This is a genomic window from Streptomyces sp. Ru73, from assembly GCF_002920575.1.
In the GTDB taxonomy this organism is placed as follows: Bacteria; Actinomycetota; Actinomycetes; order Streptomycetales; family Streptomycetaceae; genus Streptomyces.
Window position 1 is genome coordinate 1 of record NZ_PQSQ01000132.1, and the last position, 17,204, is coordinate 17,204.

The 17,204-nt window shown below is 72.1% G+C and carries 19 protein-coding genes; 8 read left to right on the plus strand and 11 right to left on the minus strand.

Features of this window, described 5'->3' with window-relative positions; all coding sequences use genetic code 11:
• Positions 1 to 902: zinc-binding dehydrogenase (locus C3486_RS33645; protein ID WP_103836659.1), on the minus strand; the 902-nt coding region annotated here is incomplete at its 3' end.
• Positions 903 to 1,212: 310 nt separating this feature from the next.
• A complete protein-coding gene (locus C3486_RS33650; RefSeq protein ID WP_103836660.1) occupies positions 1,213 to 2,421 on the minus strand; it encodes an NADP-dependent malic enzyme in 1,209 nt (402 codons plus the stop codon).
• 539 nt (positions 2,422 to 2,960) lie between these two features.
• Here C3486_RS33650 and C3486_RS33655 point away from each other — a divergent pair.
• The 3 genes from C3486_RS33655 to C3486_RS33665 are packed head-to-tail and all read left to right on the plus strand — an operon-like array spanning position 2,961 to position 5,715.
• A complete protein-coding gene (locus C3486_RS33655) occupies positions 2,961 to 3,932 on the plus strand; it encodes an ABC transporter substrate-binding protein (RefSeq protein WP_103836661.1) in 972 nt (323 codons plus the stop codon).
• Between the two features lie 56 nt (positions 3,933 to 3,988).
• A complete protein-coding gene (locus tag C3486_RS33660; protein WP_103836662.1) occupies positions 3,989 to 4,933 on the plus strand; it encodes an amino acid ABC transporter permease in 945 nt (314 codons plus the stop codon).
• Positions 4,934 to 4,962: 29 nt separating this feature from the next.
• Positions 4,963 to 5,715 (plus strand): amino acid ABC transporter ATP-binding protein, encoded by a 753-nt coding sequence (locus C3486_RS33665; RefSeq protein WP_103836674.1) that lies wholly within the window; start codon positions 4,963 to 4,965, stop codon positions 5,713 to 5,715.
• Between the two features lie 67 nt (positions 5,716 to 5,782).
• Here the strand turns inward: C3486_RS33665 and C3486_RS33670 are convergent, their stop codons facing one another.
• A complete protein-coding gene (locus C3486_RS33670) occupies positions 5,783 to 6,589 on the minus strand; it encodes a class I SAM-dependent methyltransferase (protein ID WP_103836663.1) in 807 nt (268 codons plus the stop codon).
• 46 nt (positions 6,590 to 6,635) lie between these two features.
• Between C3486_RS33670 and C3486_RS33675 the strand changes: the two genes are divergently transcribed.
• Positions 6,636 to 7,253 (plus strand): ABATE domain-containing protein, encoded by a 618-nt coding sequence (locus C3486_RS33675; protein WP_103836664.1) that lies wholly within the window; start codon positions 6,636 to 6,638, stop codon positions 7,251 to 7,253.
• Here the strand turns inward: C3486_RS33675 and sodX are convergent.
• The gene (gene sodX, locus C3486_RS33680) at positions 7,250 to 7,684 is read right to left on the minus strand and encodes a nickel-type superoxide dismutase maturation protease (RefSeq protein WP_103836665.1); all 435 of its coding nucleotides are present in this window, start codon (positions 7,682 to 7,684) and stop codon (positions 7,250 to 7,252) included. The two genes, C3486_RS33675 and sodX, sit on opposite strands and share 4 nt — an antisense overlap.
• Positions 7,685 to 7,825: 141 nt before the next feature.
• On the opposite strand from sodX, the gene sodN reads away from it, so the two are divergent.
• Complete coding sequence (gene sodN / locus C3486_RS33685; protein ID WP_030085982.1) at positions 7,826 to 8,221, plus strand: superoxide dismutase, Ni; 396 nt, start codon at positions 7,826 to 7,828, stop codon at positions 8,219 to 8,221.
• Positions 8,222 to 8,356: 135 nt separating this feature from the next.
• Here sodN and C3486_RS33690 read toward each other — a convergent pair whose 3' ends face one another.
• Positions 8,357 to 9,073: an ANTAR domain-containing protein gene (locus tag C3486_RS33690; RefSeq protein WP_181138785.1), complete on the minus strand. Its 717-nt coding sequence runs from the start codon at positions 9,071 to 9,073 to the stop codon at positions 8,357 to 8,359.
• A gap of 73 nt (positions 9,074 to 9,146) precedes the next feature.
• The gene (locus C3486_RS33695) at positions 9,147 to 9,923 is read right to left on the minus strand and encodes a GAF and ANTAR domain-containing protein (RefSeq protein WP_103836667.1); all 777 of its coding nucleotides are present in this window, start codon (positions 9,921 to 9,923) and stop codon (positions 9,147 to 9,149) included.
• A 307-nt stretch (positions 9,924 to 10,230) separates the two neighbouring features.
• Here C3486_RS33695 and C3486_RS37585 point away from each other — a divergent pair, with 307 nt between their 5' ends.
• Positions 10,231 to 10,959 (plus strand): GAF and ANTAR domain-containing protein, encoded by a 729-nt coding sequence (locus C3486_RS37585; protein ID WP_181138786.1) that lies wholly within the window; start codon positions 10,231 to 10,233, stop codon positions 10,957 to 10,959.
• Positions 10,960 to 10,992: 33 nt separating this feature from the next.
• Here C3486_RS37585 and C3486_RS33705 read toward each other — a convergent pair whose 3' ends face one another.
• Entirely contained in the window at positions 10,993 to 11,721 is a 729-nt protein-coding gene (locus tag C3486_RS33705) for a GAF and ANTAR domain-containing protein (protein WP_258053162.1), read from the minus strand.
• Entirely contained in the window at positions 11,721 to 12,452 is a 732-nt protein-coding gene (locus tag C3486_RS33710; protein WP_258053163.1) for a GAF and ANTAR domain-containing protein, read from the minus strand. Before C3486_RS33710 ends, C3486_RS33705 begins: the two co-directional genes overlap by 1 nt.
• Positions 12,453 to 12,863: 411 nt before the next feature.
• Here C3486_RS33710 and C3486_RS33715 point away from each other — a divergent pair, with 411 nt between their 5' ends.
• The gene (locus C3486_RS33715; RefSeq protein WP_374936956.1) at positions 12,864 to 13,256 is read left to right on the plus strand and encodes a hypothetical protein; all 393 of its coding nucleotides are present in this window, start codon (positions 12,864 to 12,866) and stop codon (positions 13,254 to 13,256) included.
• A 33-nt stretch (positions 13,257 to 13,289) separates the two neighbouring features.
• Here the strand turns inward: C3486_RS33715 and C3486_RS33720 are convergent, their stop codons facing one another.
• The 3 genes from C3486_RS33720 to C3486_RS33730 all read right to left on the minus strand — a co-directional run bounded on the left by C3486_RS33720 (position 13,290) and on the right by C3486_RS33730 (position 16,137).
• Complete coding sequence (locus tag C3486_RS33720) at positions 13,290 to 14,531, minus strand: RNA polymerase sigma factor (RefSeq protein ID WP_103836670.1); 1,242 nt, start codon at positions 14,529 to 14,531, stop codon at positions 13,290 to 13,292.
• Positions 14,532 to 14,540: 9 nt separating this feature from the next.
• Entirely contained in the window at positions 14,541 to 14,954 is a 414-nt protein-coding gene (locus C3486_RS33725; protein WP_103836671.1) for a YciI family protein, read from the minus strand.
• 226 nt (positions 14,955 to 15,180) lie between these two features.
• Positions 15,181 to 16,137: a LysR family transcriptional regulator gene (locus C3486_RS33730; RefSeq protein WP_258053164.1), complete on the minus strand. Its 957-nt coding sequence runs from the start codon at positions 16,135 to 16,137 to the stop codon at positions 15,181 to 15,183.
• A 213-nt stretch (positions 16,138 to 16,350) separates the two neighbouring features.
• Between C3486_RS33730 and snpA the strand changes: the two genes are divergently transcribed.
• Entirely contained in the window at positions 16,351 to 17,004 is a 654-nt protein-coding gene (gene snpA, locus C3486_RS33735) for a snapalysin (RefSeq protein WP_103836673.1), read from the plus strand.
• The last annotated feature ends 200 nt before the right edge of the window (positions 17,005 to 17,204 follow it).

Below are 17,204 nucleotides of genomic sequence, written 5' to 3' on the forward strand. Positions count from 1 at the left end.
CGGGCCCGGTCGAGCGGCAGTTCGGAGTCGATGACCGGCTTGACGCCCTTGGCGGCGCAGAAGCTGAGCAGCCCGGCCAGCTCCTCCTTGCTGCCCATGGTCGAGCCGACGACCTTCAGCTCCAGGAAGAAGATGCGGTTCAGCTCGGTCTTCTCGGGGTTGAAGCCGCTGGTGGCGCCGGAGATGACGAGGGTGCCGCCGGGCTTGAGGGACTTCACCGAGTGCGACCAGGTGGCGGCGCCGACGGTCTCGATGACGGCGTCGACCCGCTGCGGCAGCCGCTCGCCGGACGCGAAGGCGCCCTCGGCGCCCAGCTCCAGCGCCCGCTTGCGCTTGGCCTCGTCCCGGCTGGTGGCGAAGACCCGCAGGCCCGCCGCCGCGCCGAGCACGATCGCCGCGGTGGCCACGCCGCCGCCCGCGCCCTGGACCAGTACCGAGTCGCCGGGGCGCACGCCGGCGTTGGTGAAGAGCATCCGGTACGCGGTCAGCCAGGCGGTCGGCAGGCAGGCGGCCTCGGCGAAGGTGAGCTCCTTCGGCTTGGGCAGCACGTTCCAGGACGGGACCGCGACCTGCTCGGCGAAGGTGCCCTGGTACCGCTCGGTGAGGATGGAGCGCGGCTCGTCGGGGCCGACGCCGTGGCCGGTCTGGCCGATCACCGAGTGGATGACGACCTCGTTGCCGTCCGCGTCGGTGCCGGCCGCGTCGCAGCCGAGGATCATCGGGAGGGCTTCTTCGCCGAGCCCCACACCGCGCAGCGACCAGAGGTCGTGGTGGTTGAGGGAGGCGGCCTTGACGTTGACGGTCGTCCAGCCGGGGCGGACCTCGGGAGCGGGGCGCTCGCCCAACTCCAGGCCACTGAGCGGATCGTCACGGTCGATTCGGGCGGCGTAGGCAGCGAACATGATCCCAACGTAGGCCGCGGATACGCGGTTGCGGAACCACTACGCGGTGTGACACGCGCCCCTTCAGGGGCGCGGGGAACTGTGCGATGGGCCCCCGCGGCGGCGCGCTCGGGCACGGCCGCGTACCCCTACGGCGCCCGGCCGGACGGCCCGGTGGCCGGCACCCGAGAGCTTCTCGCGGCGGCCCGCCGCGGCGACATCGTGGCCCGGTCGCGCAGTCCCCCGCGCTCCTTACGGGCCCGGGGCCCGTACAGCGCAGCGCGCCGCCGCCGTACGCATCCGGTCGTACGGCGGCGGCGCGCTGGGTGCGTCAGCGGCGGGCGACGCCCTCGGCACGGGCGGCGGCGGCCACCGCGGCCGTGACGGCGGGGGCGACCCGCTCGTCGAACGGCGAGGGGATGACCTTGTCCGCGCTCAGCTCGTCGGCGACGACGGCGGCCAGCGCCTCGGCGGCGGCGAGCTTCATGCCCTCGGTGATCTGCGAGGCACGCACCTGGAGGGCGCCCGCGAAGATGCCGGGGAAGGCCAGCACGTTGTTGATCTGGTTCGGGTAGTCGCTGCGCCCGGTGGCGACCACCGCGGCGTACTTGTGCGCGACGTCCGGGTGGATCTCCGGGTTCGGGTTGGCCATCGCGAAGATCAGCGAGTCCTTCGCCATCTTCGCCACCGCCTCCTCGGGGACCGTGCCGCCGGAGACGCCGATGAAGACGTCCGCACCCTCCAGCGCCGACTCCAGGGAGCCGGTGAGTCCGCCCTTGTTCGTGAACCCGGCGACCTCGCGCTTGACGTCGGTGAGGTCCTCGCGGTCCGCCGAGACGACGCCCTTGCGGTCGCAGACGGCGACGTCGCCGATGCCCGCCTCGATGAGGATCTTGGCGATGGCGACGCCGGCCGCACCGGCACCGGAGATCACCGCGCGCAGCTGCCCCAGCGCGCGGTCGGTCAGCTTGGCGGCGTTGCGCAGCGCGGCCAGGGTGACCACGGCGGTGCCGTGCTGGTCGTCGTGGAAGATCGGGATGTCCAGCTTCTCCTGGAGCCGGCGCTCGATCTCGAAGCAGCGCGGCGCGGAGATGTCCTCCAGGTTCACGCCTCCGAAGGAGGGCGCGAGCCGCACCACGGTGTCCACGATCTCGTCGGTGTCGGTCGTGCCGAGCGCGATCGGCACCGCGTCGACCCCGCCGAACTGCTTGAAGAGGATGGCCTTGCCTTCCATCACGGGAAGGGAGGCCTCCGGGCCGATGTCGCCGAGCCCGAGCACCGCGGTGCCGTCCGTGACCACGGCGACGACCTGGGACTTCCAGGTGTAGTCGTGGACCAGTTCGGGCTGCTCGGCGATGGCGCTGCACACCTTGGCCACACCGGGCGTGTACGCGAGGGACAGGTCGTCCCGGTCCCGCACCGGCACCGTCGCCTGGACGGCCATCTTGCCGCCGCGGTGGAGCGCGAAGGCCGGATCGAACGGCTCTCCGTCCGTGCTGCTGTCGCTGTCGCTGCGAGGATTGACGATCTCCGCTGCCACTGTTTTGACCCCTTTGTCGTAAATCAGTTGAGGGTGGCCACTCCCTGGTTGAGGGGTGGGCGGGCACCGCGTCCGCGCCCTGAGCGGGGAATGACCGCCGCGCGGGGGGAGGTACGGACGCCGGGCGCGCCGCACACGCGCCCTGAGCCCCGGATGAGGGGTGTAACGACCCTTTGTACCCGACAGGTGTGCGCCCCGACGAGTCGGTTTGGTTACCCTCGCGTTCGCGATTCCGACAATAGCCGCGAAAAGCCCGGTAAGCGGGAGAGGGATTCACCTCCTGTCCACATTCCGAGAATCCGAGTCCGCGGAAACCGTCACCGGCCCCCCGACCGACCTCGTCATCGCTCGCTGACCTGCTACGCGACGTCCGTTATCCGATTTTGACCTGAGCGGCAGTCCGAATAACGGAGTCCGGATGGCAAGATTCCGTGACCGAACGAGGTCGCGATGCCCGATGGTGTGCGCCCGGCCCTCCCCAGCCGGCTTTTCCCGCCTCGGTCCGCAGTCGGCTCATTCCGATCCGCAGGAGGAAACGCATGACCGCAAGCTCCACCCGTCGCCCGGTCTCCGGCAGGTCGCGCACGGCCGCCGCCGGCGCCGCGACAGCGGTCGTGGCCGCCCTCCTGCTGAGCGGGTGCGGCGACCAGACGGACGCCGCCATCGCCGCCCGGGAGGCGGCGAAGACCCGTGACGTGCACGCGCCGCTCTTCAAGAAGCTGCCCAAGGCCGTCCAGGACAAGGGCTTCCTCCAGGTCGGCTCGGACGCGACGTACAAGCCGGTGGAGTTCCGCAAGAACGGCGCGATCGTCGGCATCGACCCCGACCTCGCCGCGGCCATGAGCAAGCAGCTGGGCGTGAAGCTCAACTTCAACAACGCCACCTTCGACACCCTCATGGGCGGTCTGAAGTCCAAGCGCTACGACCTCGCGATGTCGGCGATGACGGACACCAAGGAGCGCCAGCAGGGCATCGACTCCACCACGGGCAAGAAGATCGGCGAGGGCGTCGACTTCGTCGACTACTTCAACGCCGGCGTCTCCCTCTACGTCCAGAAGGGCAAGAGTTCCACGGTCTCGGACTGGGCCGACCTGTGCGGCAAGTCCATCGCCGTGCAGCGCGGCACCGTCTCGCACGACTACGCCAAGGACCAGTCGGCCAAGTGCAAGAAGGGCGGCGAGGAGGCCATCTCCATCGAGGCCTTCGACAACGACTCCGAGGCCCAGACCCGGCTGCGCACCGGCGGCGTGGACGCCGTCTCCAGCGACTACCCGGTCGCCGCGTACGCCGTGAAGACCTCCGGCGGCGGCAAGGACTTCGAGGTCGTCGGCGACCAGGTCGAGGCGGCCCCGTACGGCATCGCCGTACCCAAGAGCCAGCCGCAGCTGCGGGACGCCCTCAAGGCGGCCCTGGAGGCGACGATCAAGAACGGGGACTACGCCAAGGTCCTCAAGAAGTGGCAGGTCAAGGACGCCGGGGTCAAGGAAGTGAAGCTCAACGGCGGCTCCTGAGCCGCCCCGCCCCTTCCCGCCCGCTGAACTCCGCCGAACCCCGAAAGGCAACATCCGTGTCTGTCGACGTCGACAAGGCGGCCAGGCCGCCCAAGGACGCTCCCCCGCCGATGCCCGAGCCCATCAAGGCGATACCCGTGCGCCACTACGGGCGCTGGGTCGCGGCCCTGGTGGTCATCGGCCTGCTCGCGCTGCTGGTCCGGGCCTTCGCCTCCGGCAACGTCAACTGGGGCGCGATCCCCGACTACCTCTTCAACTCGGACATCCTGCGCGGTCTGCGCAACACCCTGCTGATCACCGTGCTGTCCATGGTGATCGGTGTGGTCCTCGGCGTGATCCTCGCCGTGATGCGCCAGTCCAAGAACCCGGTGACCTCCACCGTCGCGTGGTTCTACATCTGGTTCTTCCGCGGCACGCCGGTCTACGTGCAGCTGTTCCTGTGGTTCAACCTGGGCCTCGTCTTCCAGTACATCGACATCATGCCGATCTACAAGGACGAGTGGTCGGACTTCATGACCCCGTTCCTGTGCGCGCTGCTGGGCCTCGGCCTGAACGAGGCCGCGTACATGGCGGAGATCTGCCGCGCCGGCCTGAACGCCGTCGACGAGGGCCAGACCGAGGCCGCGCACGCGCTCGGCATGAGCCACGGCAAGACCCTGCGCCGGATCGTGGTGCCGCAGGCGATGCGCGTCATCGTGCCGCCGACCGGCAACGAGGTCATCAACATGCTGAAGACCTCCTCGCTGGTGATCGCGGTCCAGTACTACGACCTGCTGCAGTCCGCGCAGAACGTCGGCCGCGACTCCGGCGTCGTCGTCGAGATGCTGATCCTCGCCGCCGTCTGGTACCTGGTCGCCACCAGCGTCCTCAGCGTCGGCCAGTACTACCTGGAGCGCCACTACGCGCGCGGCTCCAGCCGCCAGCTCCCGCTCACCCCGCTGCAGAAGGCCAAGGCCAAGCTGTCCGGTGGTGCCAACCACCCCGCCGGAGGTGCCGTATGACCGCCAAGACCACCTCGAAGGCCGTCCCGATGGTGAAGGCCGAGGGCGTCCACAAGTCCTTCGGCGCCGCGCACATCCTCAAGGGCATCGACCTGGAGGTCGCGCCCAAGGAGGTCTTCTGCCTGATCGGCCCGTCCGGCTCCGGCAAGTCGACCTTCCTGCGCTGCATCAACCACCTGGAGAAGATCAACGCCGGCCGGCTCTCGGTCGACGGCGAGCTGGTCGGCTACCGCGAGCACAACGGCAAGCTGTACGAGCTGCGCGACAAGGAGGTCGCGGCCCGCCGCCGCGACATCGGCATGGTCTTCCAGCGCTTCAACCTCTTCCCGCACATGACCGCGGTGGAGAACGTCATGGAGGCGCCGGTCCAGGTCAAGGGCGAGTCCAAGGCCTCGGCCCGGGAGCGCGCGCTGAAGCTGCTGGACCGGGTGGGCCTGAAGGACAAGGCCGGCAACTACCCCTCGCAGCTCTCCGGCGGCCAGCAGCAGCGCGTGGCGATCGCCCGCGCGCTCGCCATGGAGCCGAAGCTGATGCTCTTCGACGAGCCGACCTCGGCGCTCGACCCCGAGCTGGTGGGCGACGTCCTGGACGTCATGAAGGACCTGGCGGCCGACGGCATGACCATGGTCGTCGTGACGCACGAGATGGGCTTCGCGCGGGAGGTCGGCGACTCGCTGGTCTTCATGGACGACGGCGTGGTCGTGGAGTCCGGCCACCCGCGCGACGTGCTGACCAAGCCGCAGCACGAGCGCACGAAGTCCTTCCTGTCGAAGGTGCTCTGACCGCACGGACGCGAACGGCGCGGGGGTGGTGCGGACCGGTCCGCACCACCCCCGCGCCGTTTCCCCGTTACTTCAGCCCCAGCACCATCGCGTCCGAGGGCGAGGCCCAGACCACGCGGGCCTCGCCGAAGCCGGCCTCGCGGAGGGTGCGTGCGTGCCAGTCGGCCGGGGGTGTGTCGCCGTCCGCGTGCTCGCCGTAGATCTCGAAGCGTTCGGCGGTCGGCCCGGCCAGTACCGGATCGGCGGCGGCCAGCTGCCACCACTCCTTCCAGTCCACCGCGCCGGCGGCCTTCGCCGCGTCCATCCGGGCGTGCCGCTGGGCGCGGTCGGCGGCGTTCAGCCGGGGCGTCGCCGGGTCCGGCATGTGGTCGGCGTTGAGGAAGACGCCGCCCTCCCGGACCAGGCCCGCCACCTGCCCGTACAGCACCCTGAGGTCGTCGCTGTGCAGCCAGTGCAGGGCCGTGGCCGTGAGTACCGCGTCGTACGAGTCGTGCGGCAGCTTCGCGGTCCAGTCCGGGTCCTTCAGGTCGGCCCGCACGAAGGTCACCCGCTCGTCGTCAGCGAAGTACCCCTCGGCGATGGCCAGCAGCGCGGGGTCCAGGTCGATGCCCGTGCTGACGGCGCCCGGCAGCCGCTTGAGCAGCCGGTCGGTGATGCTGCCCGTGCCGCAGGCCAGGTCCAGGACGCGCGGCTCCGGGCCCGTCACCGCCTCGACCATGTCCACCATCACCCGGAACCGCTCCTCGCGGTCCGGCATGTACCACTCCTGCTGCCGGTCCCAACTCCGCTGCCATGCCCGCCAGTCCGTGTGGGCCACTGCCTCGGTCACCGGAACCCCTCCCGCTTGTAATACCCTCGAACAAACATCGCCCATTACGGGCTCTGCACGCAGACTAGCCCGCGCCCGGTAAGGACTACAAGTGGAACTGGCCTATTACTCGGACTATGCCGTGCGGCTGATCAACAGCGAGCAGCCCGAGCGCGGCGGCGACACCCTCACCTCGGTGGAGGCCGTACGCGCCCTCTTCGGGCCGGCCGGACAGGCCGCCCGGCGGGCCACCGACGCCGACGTGACGCGCCTGCGCGCCGTACGGAGCCGGCTGCGCGCCGTCTTCGAGGCGGCCGACGCCGGGGACGAGACGCTCGCCGTCGACCTGCTCAACGCCCTGCTGATGGAGTTCCCGGTCAGCCCGCAGATCTCCGGGCACGAGATGCGGGACGCCGACGGCCGCCCCGACTGGCACCTGCACATCGCCGACCACGCCGCCAACGCCACCGCCGGATACACGGCCACCGCCTGCATGGGCCTGGCCGTGCACCTCACCGACCTGGGCGTGGACCGGCTCGGCATCTGCCGGGCCGCACCGTGCCGCAACGCCTACCTCGACACCTCCACCAACCGCTCCCGGCGCTACTGCTCCGACCGCTGCGCGACCCGCGCCAACGTCGCCGCCTACCGCGCCCGCAAGCGCCAGGAGGCCGCGGCCCGCACCGGGCAGGACCCGGCCGCCGAGGGACCGGGCCGGGCCGGCGACTAGCGCCGCCGGACGGGCCGGACCGCCGACACCGCCCAGGACAGCACGCCCGTGACCGACCGGCGGACGTCGCGCGGCGGCCGCACTCGCAGCCACGCCCTGGCCACCACCAGCTCGTCGGGCACCGTCCCGAACTCCCGGCTGTCGTTCGCCACGTACGGGTTGTCCCCCTGGACCCACCAGCCGCCGTCGCGCCGCTCCACCGCGCGCTTGACGATGAGCAGGTCCTGCCGGAAGGGGTGTTTCAGGACGATCACGTCGCCCGGCCGCACCACCGCGCCGTACTTGACCACCAGCTGGTCACCGGGGTGCAGGGTGGGCACCATCGAGGGGTTGTACACCTCCGCAAGGCCTATGGTCCGGAGCGGTCCCTTGCCCTCCCTGCCCTGCTCCTGCCCCTGATCGGGCCAGCGCTCATGCACCTGCTCCGGCATCCGGCACCTCCCGGTCCGTTCCTCCACCAGTCCCAGCCTGACACTGGACTTTTGCCCTAAGACCCCCGGGGCACCCGAGAAAAGGCTTCCCGCACCGAGTAATCTCGCACCTGAGAAGACGATCACGAGGAAGGACTGCACATGCTTTCCCGCCTGTTCGCCCCCAAGGTGAAGGTCAGCGCCCACTGCGACCTGCCCTGCGGCGTCTACGACCCGGCCCAGGCCCGCATCGAGGCCGAGTCCGTCAAGGCCGTGCAGGAGAAGTACCAGGCCAACGAGGACGCGGACTTCCGCACCCGCGCGGTTCTCATCAAGGAGCAGCGCGCGGAGCTCGCCAAGCACCACGTGTCGGTGCTGTGGAGCGACTACTTCAAGCCCCCGCACTTCGAGAAGTACCCGGAGCTGCACCAGCTGGTCAACGACACCCTCAAGGCCCTCTCGGCCGCCAAGGGCTCGAACGACCCGGCCACCGGCCAGAAGGCGCTGGACTACATCGCCCAGATCGACAAGATCTTCTGGGAGACCAAGAAGGCCTGACCCGGGCCCCGGTCCCGCCGGGCTGCACCCGTGCAGCCCCCGTGGCCGGCAGACCGCACCCGGTCCGCATGCCGCCGCACCCGGCGGCCGTGTCGGCCCGGGTGCGGTCTTTTTGTGCCCGGACGGCCCGCCCCGTCAGCCGTCGCCGTCCGGGGCGCCGGTGCCGTTGCGGCGGGCGATGATGTCGCGGGCGACCTCCAGGATGGGGCGGCCGCTGCTGAACGCCCGGGTGCGGATCTCCAGCAGCGCCCGGTCCAGGGAGACCTCCAGGCGGACGGCGAGCATGCCGGTGGCCTGGTGCACCTCGGCCCGGTGCAGGGTGGCGAGGTCCGTGAGCGGGTCGCGCCTGCCGCCGCCCAGCAGCAGGAACGTGGTGGAGTCGCTGAAGGCCAGCGCGTCACGGTACTGCTGGGTGGTGAGCGGCCCGGGGCTGGTCCGGTAACCGGTGAAGACGCCCAGCCGGATGGCGCCGATCCCCAGCGCGAAGGCGAAGAACGCGCGGGCTCCCGCGCGCAGCGCGTCGGGCAGGAAGACGGGCCAGCGGGTGCCGGGCGTCCGGTCGAGGTCGGGCTCGCCGACGGCCCGGTCGCCGCGTGCGCAGTCCATGGTGGGCCCCTCGCCCAGGGTGTACTGGAGGTCCTCCAGGTCGGCCCCGAGGGCGTCGGACGGCGAGTACCAGATCAGTTCGATGCCGCTGTCGCCGGTCACGGCCGAGATCGTCACGCCGGAGAGGCCGAGCACCTCGGCGCACCGGTCGGCCGGCAACTGCGCGAGGGCGTGCGGCCGGCTCGCGGCCCTGGCGAGCACGTCCGCCATCGGAAGGCTGACCGGGGACTCCGGACTCATCGGCATCGGCTCTCCCCGGTGGTTGGGCGGAAGCGGCCTGCCGCCCGTCCGGCGGAACCCGGCCGCTTTCCAGGACTGCTCAGGAGCGGGGCGGCGGTTCGTCGAACATGCCGGACGCGGCGCTTCCGTCGATGACCGACCGGGCGAGCTCGGTCAGCAGCATCCGCCTGCGGCGGGCCTGACTGCGGAGCCGCGCGAAGGACTCGTCGAGGTCCAGCCCGAGGCGTTCCGCGAGCATGCCCTTGGCCTGCTCGATGACGATACGGCTGACCAGCGCGTCCTCCAGCTGCGCGTTGATGACGCCCTGGTCGCGGATGGTGCGGTACTGCAGGATGCCGATGGTGGCCACGTCGGCCAGCGCCTGCCCGAGGTGCAGCTCCGCCTCGCCGGGCGCGCCGGGGCGCTCGCGGAAGAGGTTCAGGGCGCCGACGGTCCGCTCCCGCAACCGCAGCGGCATGCCGGCCACCCCGGCGAACCCGCGCTCCACCGCCCAGCCGGTGAACCGCGGCCAGCGGTCCCGGGCCTCGGCGGACGTCAGCGCGACGTAGGGCACCGCGGAACCGGTACGGGTGCAGTCCCGGCAGGGCCCCTCTTCCCACTCGATCTGCGCGAGCTCCAGGTGGCGCGTCCGCTCGTCCGAGGCGGAGGCGTCCACCATCCGGCCGCGGGCGTCGAGCAGGACGACACCGGCGGCGTCCACCGGCAGCAGGCTCACCGCCCGCTCGGTGAGCGTGTGCAGGAAGTCCATGACGTCGAAGTCGGCGACGAGGGTGTCGGCGAGTTCGACGAACGCCGCGGCAAGCTGTTCCTCGCGGTTCGAGCGGCCCGCGGCGTGTTCGGCTGGTTCGGTAGGCATGGCCGGCTCCCTGGCCCTGGACGCGCCATGGCACGAGTGGTTCCCTTCGGGCGGGGTCTCGGCCGGGCCCCTGCCGCGTACGGCGAGACCGGTATACGGGCAGGATGCCACCGTTCCGCTTCGCCATGCCCGGCCTACGACGGAAATACGACGGTGGCCGGAACCCCGCCTCCTGCACGGGGCGGGCCGCGCACCGGGCCGTGGCGTGCGGGTCGTGCGCGCTCGCAGGGGTTTGTGCCGGTCGCCGGAGGGTTACCCGTCGGGGTACGCCGCCGTCCACGGAACACCTAACGGAGCAAGTGATCGTATGAGGGAGCCCTCCGCCGCGGCCGAGCTGGTACTGGCTGCCGCCGCCGGAGCGGACTCGCGGGAGCTGCCGGAGCTGCTGTGCGCCGCCCTGTGCCGGGCCCTGCCGGTGGACGGGGTGACGATCTCGCTGCTCACGGACACGCCGGACCGCCAGCTGCTGCACGCCAGCGGCACCGCGGCGCTGCGCCTGGAGCAGGTCCAGTTCAAGATGGGCGAGGGCCCCTGCGTGTCGGCGGCGGCGACCGGCGAGCCGGTGATCGTCGCCGATCTGCACGGCAGGCTGACGCAGTGGCCGCTCTTCGGCCCCGCGGCCCGCGAGGAGCTGCCCGACATCGGGTCGGTGTACGCCTTCCCGATGACCGACGGCAGCGGGGAGCACCCCGTCGGCTCCGTCGACCTGCTGCGACGGGAGGCGTGGGACCCGGACGAGGAGACGCTGCAGGAGTGCGTGGAGGCGACCCGCGCCGCGACGGTGGTGCTGCTGACGGCGCCGACCGCCCTGCCGTGGGAGCCGACGCCGCTGATGGACGCGCACTGGGGCCGTACGCACCGGGCGGCCGGCGTGCTGTCCCAGCGGACGGGGGTCTCGGTCGACGAGGCGCTGGCCCGGCTGCGTGCCGACGCGTTCGGCAGCGGCCGGTCGCTGCCCGACGTCGCCGAGGAGACGCTGAGCCGGCTGCTGGGCGACTCGGCGGCCGGCGGACACGGTCCGCCCGACGCCCAGTGAGGCGACGGGGCGCGGACCGGCGGTCCTGCCGGGTCAGACGGCCGGGCGGAGCGCTGCCGGGTCGAGCGTGCCGTCGATGACCTTGCGTGCCAGGTCGGCCAGCCGCTCGTCGTGCGTCCGCGCGTAGCCGCGCAGCACGTCGAACGCCTCGTCCACGCCGGTGGTCCAGTGCTCGGCGAGGACGCCCTTGGCCTGCTCGATGACGGTGCGGCTGACGAGGGCCGCCTGCACCTGCGCCCGCTCGACGTTGCCGCGCTCCACGGTGTGCTGCTGGAGGACGGCGATGGTCGCCACGTCGGCGAGGGTCTGACCCAGCCGCACCTCGGCGGGGCCCAGCGTGTGCGGCCCCACGTGCAGCAGTCCGACGGCCCCGATGGACCGCCGGCGCAGCCGCAGCGGCAGCGCGTGGGCCGTGGTGTAGCCGGCCTTCCGGGCGCGCGCGGCGAACGCCGGGCGCGGTACGGCGGTGGCGAGGTCGACGTTCACCCGGGGCTCGGCGGAGCGGTGGGCGTCCGCGCACGGGCCGTCGTCGCCCTGCAGCGCGAACAGCTCCAGCAACCGCGTGCGCTCGTCGGAGACGGCGAGCACCTGCAGGTCACCGTACGGATCGGCGAGCATGATGCCGACCGCGGTGACGTCGAGGAGCTCGACGCCCCGGGCGCACAGCCGGTGCAGGGCGTCGATCAGGTCGAAGTCGTCGAGCAATGTGCCGACTGCTTCGCCGAACGCCTGCAGCACCCTTTCCTGCGGAGCCACCGCCATCATCCCCTCTTCCGGCCGGACACGTCCGGCTCGGGTCCATCATTTCGGAAGTCCAGGCGCCTGGCCACCACGTCGTCGGCGACCTCGAGGATGGGTCGTCCGTGGCGGAATGCGTACGCGCGCAGCCGCAGCAGCGCCTGGGACAGCGGGATCTCCGCCTGCACACTGATCATGCCGGTCGCCTGGTGGACGGCCGCGCGATAGAGGTCGGACGGGCGTTCGGTGGCCATGAGCGCGTCGCTCGCGGCTCCGCCCTCCAGGAGCACGGCGGTCAGCGCACCGGTCAGGATCAGCGCGTCGTCCATGCCCGCGTCCGACAGGGGACCCGCCGCCCGCCGCTGCAGGGTGAGTACGCCCAGGCACACCCGGCCCACCAGCAGTGGGAAGCAGAAGACCGCACCGATTCCGAGCGACGCCAGTTCCGGCAGCAGCAGGGGCCAGCGGTCGGCGGGCAGCCGCGCCACGTCCGGTTCGAGCACCACCGCGCCGTCGGCGACCGCGTCGACGCCCGGCCCCTCGCCCAGGGTGAACTGGAGGTCCTCCAGCGGGCCGCTCGCGCCGGGCGAGACCCACACCAGTTCGGACGCTCGATCGCTGGTCAGCAGGGACAGGGCCACGCCGTCCACGCCCAGTACGTGCGCGCACATCCGCGGATCGCTGCCGATCAGTCTGCCGTCGTGCACGGGGTGCAGGTTCTGCAGCACGGCGGCCATCCGTGCACTCGTGCCCACCGGCCCTCACCCGCTCTCCCGAAACTGCCGTACAAGCGACTGGTGCCCGAGTCACTGTGGCTCATTCCCAGCCTATCCGCTGCTTCCGCGGGTGCCGAAAGACGCGTGGGGATCACGCCGGACGCCGTCGTGCCGCCTCCCGCAAGGGGCGGACGGTCCGCCGCGCGCACGGCGGACCGGGCGGAATTCCGGGCGCTTTTCCGTTACGGCTTCATTTGGGGGTGTATCGCTGGCGGGCGTAACGCGCCGGGGGCTTTCCGGCGCAGACGTGAGTGCGGCCACCGAAAGCAGCCGCCGACAATTCGGACGGAGCCGCCCCGGCGCACCACCGGCCGTGATCATTACGTACCCGACGAGGCGCACCGCGCCGGATGGGAAATTTCCGTGACTTACCCCCACGACACCACGCCGATGAATGCCCCGCATTCCCCGGAGGGTCCGTACGGTCCGGGTTACGCCCCGTACGACCAGGGGCAGCCGGCACCCGACGGCCGAGGCCGGGAGCGCTACCGACGCCCCCGCGACGGCGCGGGCACGGCACGGACCGCGCTGATCATCCACACGATCGCCGACATCGCCGCGGCCTTCCTCGTGCTGTGGATCCTGCTGTTCCTGCTCGGCGCGAATCAGGCGAACGTTTTTGTCGATTTCGTGGAGAGCGTCGCCGACGGGCTCGCGTGGTGGTCGCAGGACATCTTCACGATGGACACCGAGGGACTTCGCGTACTGCTCAATTACGGTCTGCCCGCCGTGATTTACCTCCTGGTCGGGCACGGTATTTCCGCGCGGGTGCGCCGCCTCTGACCGCGCATTCCGCGCCGCCCGTTCACCCGGAATTCACCGCAGCCGGGCGGCCCGGGTCTGCAGGTAGCGCTTCTCCGGCAGGCTGAGGGCCCGCTCGGCGGCGCGCCCGTACGCGGCGCGGGCCGCCTCGGGCTCCCCGGCCCGTTCCAGCAGGTGTGCCCGGACCGCTTCGAGGCGGTGGTGGCGGGCCAGGTGCGGATCGCCGGCGAGGGTGGCGAGGAGGTCCAGGCCGGCCCGGGGGCCGTCGACCATGGCGAGCGCGACGGCCTCGTTGAGGGTGACCATCGGGCTCGGCGCGAGGCGGGCCAGCAGCCGGTACAGGCCCAGGATCTCGCGCCAGTCGGTGTCCTCGGCGCGTGCCGCCTCGTCGTGCACCGCGGCGATCGCGGCCTGCAGCTGGTACGGGCCGAGCGCGGTGCGCCGCAGCGCGTCGCTGACCAGCGCCACGCCCTCGGTGATGGCCGCCCGGTCCCAGGCGGTGCGGTCCTGTTCGGCGAGCGGGACGAGCGACCCGTCGGGCGCCGTGCGCGCCGCGCGCCGGGCGTCGGTGAGCAGCATCAGGGCCAGCAGCCCGGCGACCTCGCCGTCGTCGGGGAGCAGCGCGTGCAGCGCGCGGGTGAGCCGGATGGCCTCCTGGGCCAGTTCGACGCGGTGCAGCCGGCTGCCGGAGGTCGCGGTGTACCCCTCGTTGAAGATCAGGTAGAGCACCTGCAGCACCGCACCGAGCCGCGCGCCGCGCTCCTCCGGCGCCGGCTGCCGGAAGCGCCCGCCGGCCGCCCTGACCCGCTGCTTGGCGCGGCTGATGCGCTGCGCCATCGTGGCTTCGGGCACCAGGTACGCGCGGGCGATCTCGGCGGTGGTGAGGCCGCCGACCGCGCGCAGCGTCAGCGCGGTCTGCGCGGCCGGGGTCAGCGCGGGGTGGCAGCACAGGAAGAGCAGCGTGAGGGTGTCGTCCTCGCTGGGGGCCCGGCTCTCGCCCGGCGCGGCGGCGTGGAACTCGTCGCGCGGCGTCAGCGCGTACGCCGTCTCCTCACGCCGACGGCGCGCCTCCTCGCTGCGCAGCAGGTCCGTCAGCCGGCGCGCGCCGACCCGGATCAGCCAGCCGCGCGGATTGTCCGGGCGGCCGGCCGCCGGCCACTGGACGGCGGCGGCCAGCAGCGCCTCCTGCACGGCGTCCTCGGCGAGGTCGAAGTGCCCGTACCGCCGCACGAGCGCGCCGAGGACCTGCGGCGCCAGGCGGCGCAGCAGGTCCTCGGTCCGTTCCGGTGCGCCCACGGCGCGCGGTCAGACGTCGCAGGGAGCGCTGTCGGGGATGGACCGGATGGTGACCGGGCCGTTCCCGGCGCCCTCGGGGACCGGGCACTCCAGGACCCGCTTGGCGATCTCGGTGGCGCGGTCCAGCGAGGCGCACTCCAGCACCCAGTAGCCGCAGAGCACTTCCTTGGTCTCGCCGTACGGGCCGTCGACGACGGACGGCACGCCGTCCTCGCCGAGCGAGACGACGCGGGTCTGCGCGGGCTCGCTCAGGCCCTGCGCGTCGACCAGTTCGCCGCTCTCGGCGAGGTCGTTGTTGAGGTCCCCCATGAACTGGAACATCGCCTTGAGGTCGGCCTCGCTCCACCGCACCTTGCCGGAGTCCTTGCCGTTCATGGCGTCGTAGTGGGCCTGGCTCGCCTGGATCATCAGCATGTACTTCACGTCGCTCACTCCTTCGGGAGCTTCCGGCGTCCCCGCTGGGCGCCTCTCACAGGAGACGTCGGAGCCGGCGGCCGGTCCTCGACACGGACCGGGAAAAAAGTCCCAAGATTTTTTTCCGGCCGTCCGGCCGCCCCGCCGCGCACGACCCTCCGGTACGGATTCTCCTCGCCCCGGGGGCCCGCCGCACGGCATACGGGGCGACGCGCCACAGGTGTCTCGGAGGCGGCTAGGACCCCACCGGCAGCGGGCTCTCGTTGCGCACCAGCCACTCGCGGTACGCCGTGCTCGCCCAGGCCACTTCCATGTACGCATCACGCAGGTCCGCGAAGAGCGCGTCGACCCACTCGGTGTCCTGCCCGCCGCGGTACGCCAGGAACAGCCGTACGGCCAGCGGGTCGCCGCGCAGCGGGCGGACCACCATCCCCGGGCGGGGCCGGGAGGTCGGCTGGCAGGGGGTGACGACCTCACCGGCCGCGACCAGGTCGGCGGCCGCGAGGTAGTCGCCGTGCATCACGCGGGGGTCCATCCCCGCCGCGGTGAAGATCCGCCGCAGCCCGGCCCACTCGCCGTCCACCGACGGGTCGACCATCCACTGGTCGTCGGCGAGGTCGGCCAGGGTCACGCAGTCCAGCCCGGCCGCCGGGTGCGTCGCCGGGAGGGCGATGAACTGCGGCTCGCGGGCGAGGAGTTCGCGTTCGGCCAGACCGTCGGGGACGCGCAGCGGCGCGCCCTCGACCTCGTGCACGAAGGCCGCGTCGAGCTGGCCCGCCGCGACCATCCGCAGCAGCGCGTTGCCGGACAGGTCGATGCGGATGGTGGTGTCGGTGCCTGGCAGCCGGGCCCGCAGCCGGCGCAGCCAGCCGGCCACCGCGCGGCTCCCCGTGCTGCCCACCCGTAGCCGGGTGCCCTGCTCGCGCACCACCGCCGACCTCGTCTCGTCGACCAGCGCGGTCATCTCCGCCACTATCGGCCGGGCGCGGTGCAGGACGGTGTGGCCGAGCGCGGTCGGCCGGCTGCCGGAGCGCTCGCGGACGAAGAGCTGGCCGCCGAGGGCGTTCTCGATCCGCCGCAGCTGCGTGGTCAACGAGGGCTGGGTCATGCCCAGTTGCCGGGCGGCCTTGCGTACGCTGCCGGTGTCGGCGATGGCGCACAGTACGCGTAGGTGCCTCACCTCAAGGTCCACGCGCGGAGCATAGCGACGCCCTGACGCGTCGCACCAGACACCCAAACCCCGCGAACCACACAAACCCCACGGGGTTATTGGATTGTCCTATCGCCACATGGAATCTCCGCGTCCGTGAATATCTCGCGCAGACTCGGCGGCACCACAGTTCCCGCGGGCCCCGGCCGTTGCCCCACACCTCGGCCGGGCCCCCGGACACAAGGAGCCCCCCACATGAGATCTCCTAAGACGGCGCTGTCGGCCGCCCTCGGCCTGGGCCTGGCAGCGACCCTGGCCGCCGCCGTGCCCGCGGTGGCCACCCCCGCCGCTCCCGCCGACAACACGGTGACGGCGGCGCAGTACGCCGGCTCGGCCGCCGAGAAGGCCGACACCAAGCGGTTCTTCGAGGCCGTCATGAAGTCGGCGCTCGCCAAGCAGAAGAAGACCGGCGCCGCTTCGGTGACCGTGACGTACGACGCGAGCGGCGCGCCCACCTTCGCGCAGCAGATATCCGCGAGCGCCCAGATCTGGAACAGCGCCGTCTCCAACGTCAAGCTCCAGGCGGGCAGCGGCGGCGCGGACTTCTCCTACCGCGAGGGCAACGACCCGCGCGGCTCCTACGCCAGCACCGACGGCCACGGCAGCGGTTACGTCTTCCTGGACTACCAGCAGAACCAGGAGTACGACTCCACCCGCGTGACCGCGCACGAGACCGGCCACGTGCTCGGCCTGCCGGACCACTACGAGGGCCCGTGCAGCGAGCTGATGTCCGGCGGCGGCCCCGGCCCGTCCTGCACCAACTCCCAGCCGGACGCCAACGAGCGCGCCAAGGTCGACCAGCTGTGGGCCAACGGCCTGAAGGGTCTCCACTTCGGCAAGGCGTCCTGACCCACCGGAACCGTCGGCCGTCGGCCGACCGCCGATGACCTCGGGCCGACGGCCGGCCGCACGACCGGCACTGGAACGCGCGGTGGGAGTCCGTGAACCCCACCGCGCGTGCATCCCCCCACAGCGCGCCCGTTCCCGGCCGCGTTTTCCACCCCCCTCCATGTGCGGTGGGCCTTCCCCACCGCGGCCCACCGCGTGTT

What these genes read in the sequence shown, in the direction of transcription:
- C3486_RS33665 (WP_103836674.1), top strand. Translation starts at nt 4,963, where the DNA reads ATGGTGAAGGCCGAGGGCGTCCACAAGTCCTTCGGCGCCGCGCACATC.
- C3486_RS33690 (WP_181138785.1), bottom strand. Translation starts at nt 9,073, where the DNA reads ATGCCGATGAGTCCGGAGTCCCCGGTCAGCCTTCCGATGGCGGACGTG.
- C3486_RS33695 (WP_103836667.1), bottom strand. Translation starts at nt 9,923, where the DNA reads ATGCCTACCGAACCAGCCGAACACGCCGCGGGCCGCTCGAACCGCGAG.
- sodX (WP_103836665.1), bottom strand. Translation starts at nt 7,684, where the DNA reads ATGCCGGAGCAGGTGCATGAGCGCTGGCCCGATCAGGGGCAGGAGCAG.
- C3486_RS33715 (WP_374936956.1), top strand. Translation starts at nt 12,864, where the DNA reads ATGAATGCCCCGCATTCCCCGGAGGGTCCGTACGGTCCGGGTTACGCC.
- C3486_RS33670 (WP_103836663.1), bottom strand. Translation starts at nt 6,589, where the DNA reads ATGGGCGATGTTTGTTCGAGGGTATTACAAGCGGGAGGGGTTCCGGTG.
- sodN (WP_030085982.1), top strand. Translation starts at nt 7,826, where the DNA reads ATGCTTTCCCGCCTGTTCGCCCCCAAGGTGAAGGTCAGCGCCCACTGC.
- C3486_RS37585 (WP_181138786.1), top strand. Translation starts at nt 10,231, where the DNA reads ATGAGGGAGCCCTCCGCCGCGGCCGAGCTGGTACTGGCTGCCGCCGCC.
- snpA (WP_103836673.1), top strand. Translation starts at nt 16,351, where the DNA reads ATGAGATCTCCTAAGACGGCGCTGTCGGCCGCCCTCGGCCTGGGCCTG.
- C3486_RS33705 (WP_258053162.1), bottom strand. Translation starts at nt 11,721, where the DNA reads ATGGCGGTGGCTCCGCAGGAAAGGGTGCTGCAGGCGTTCGGCGAAGCA.
- C3486_RS33655 (WP_103836661.1), top strand. Translation starts at nt 2,961, where the DNA reads ATGACCGCAAGCTCCACCCGTCGCCCGGTCTCCGGCAGGTCGCGCACG.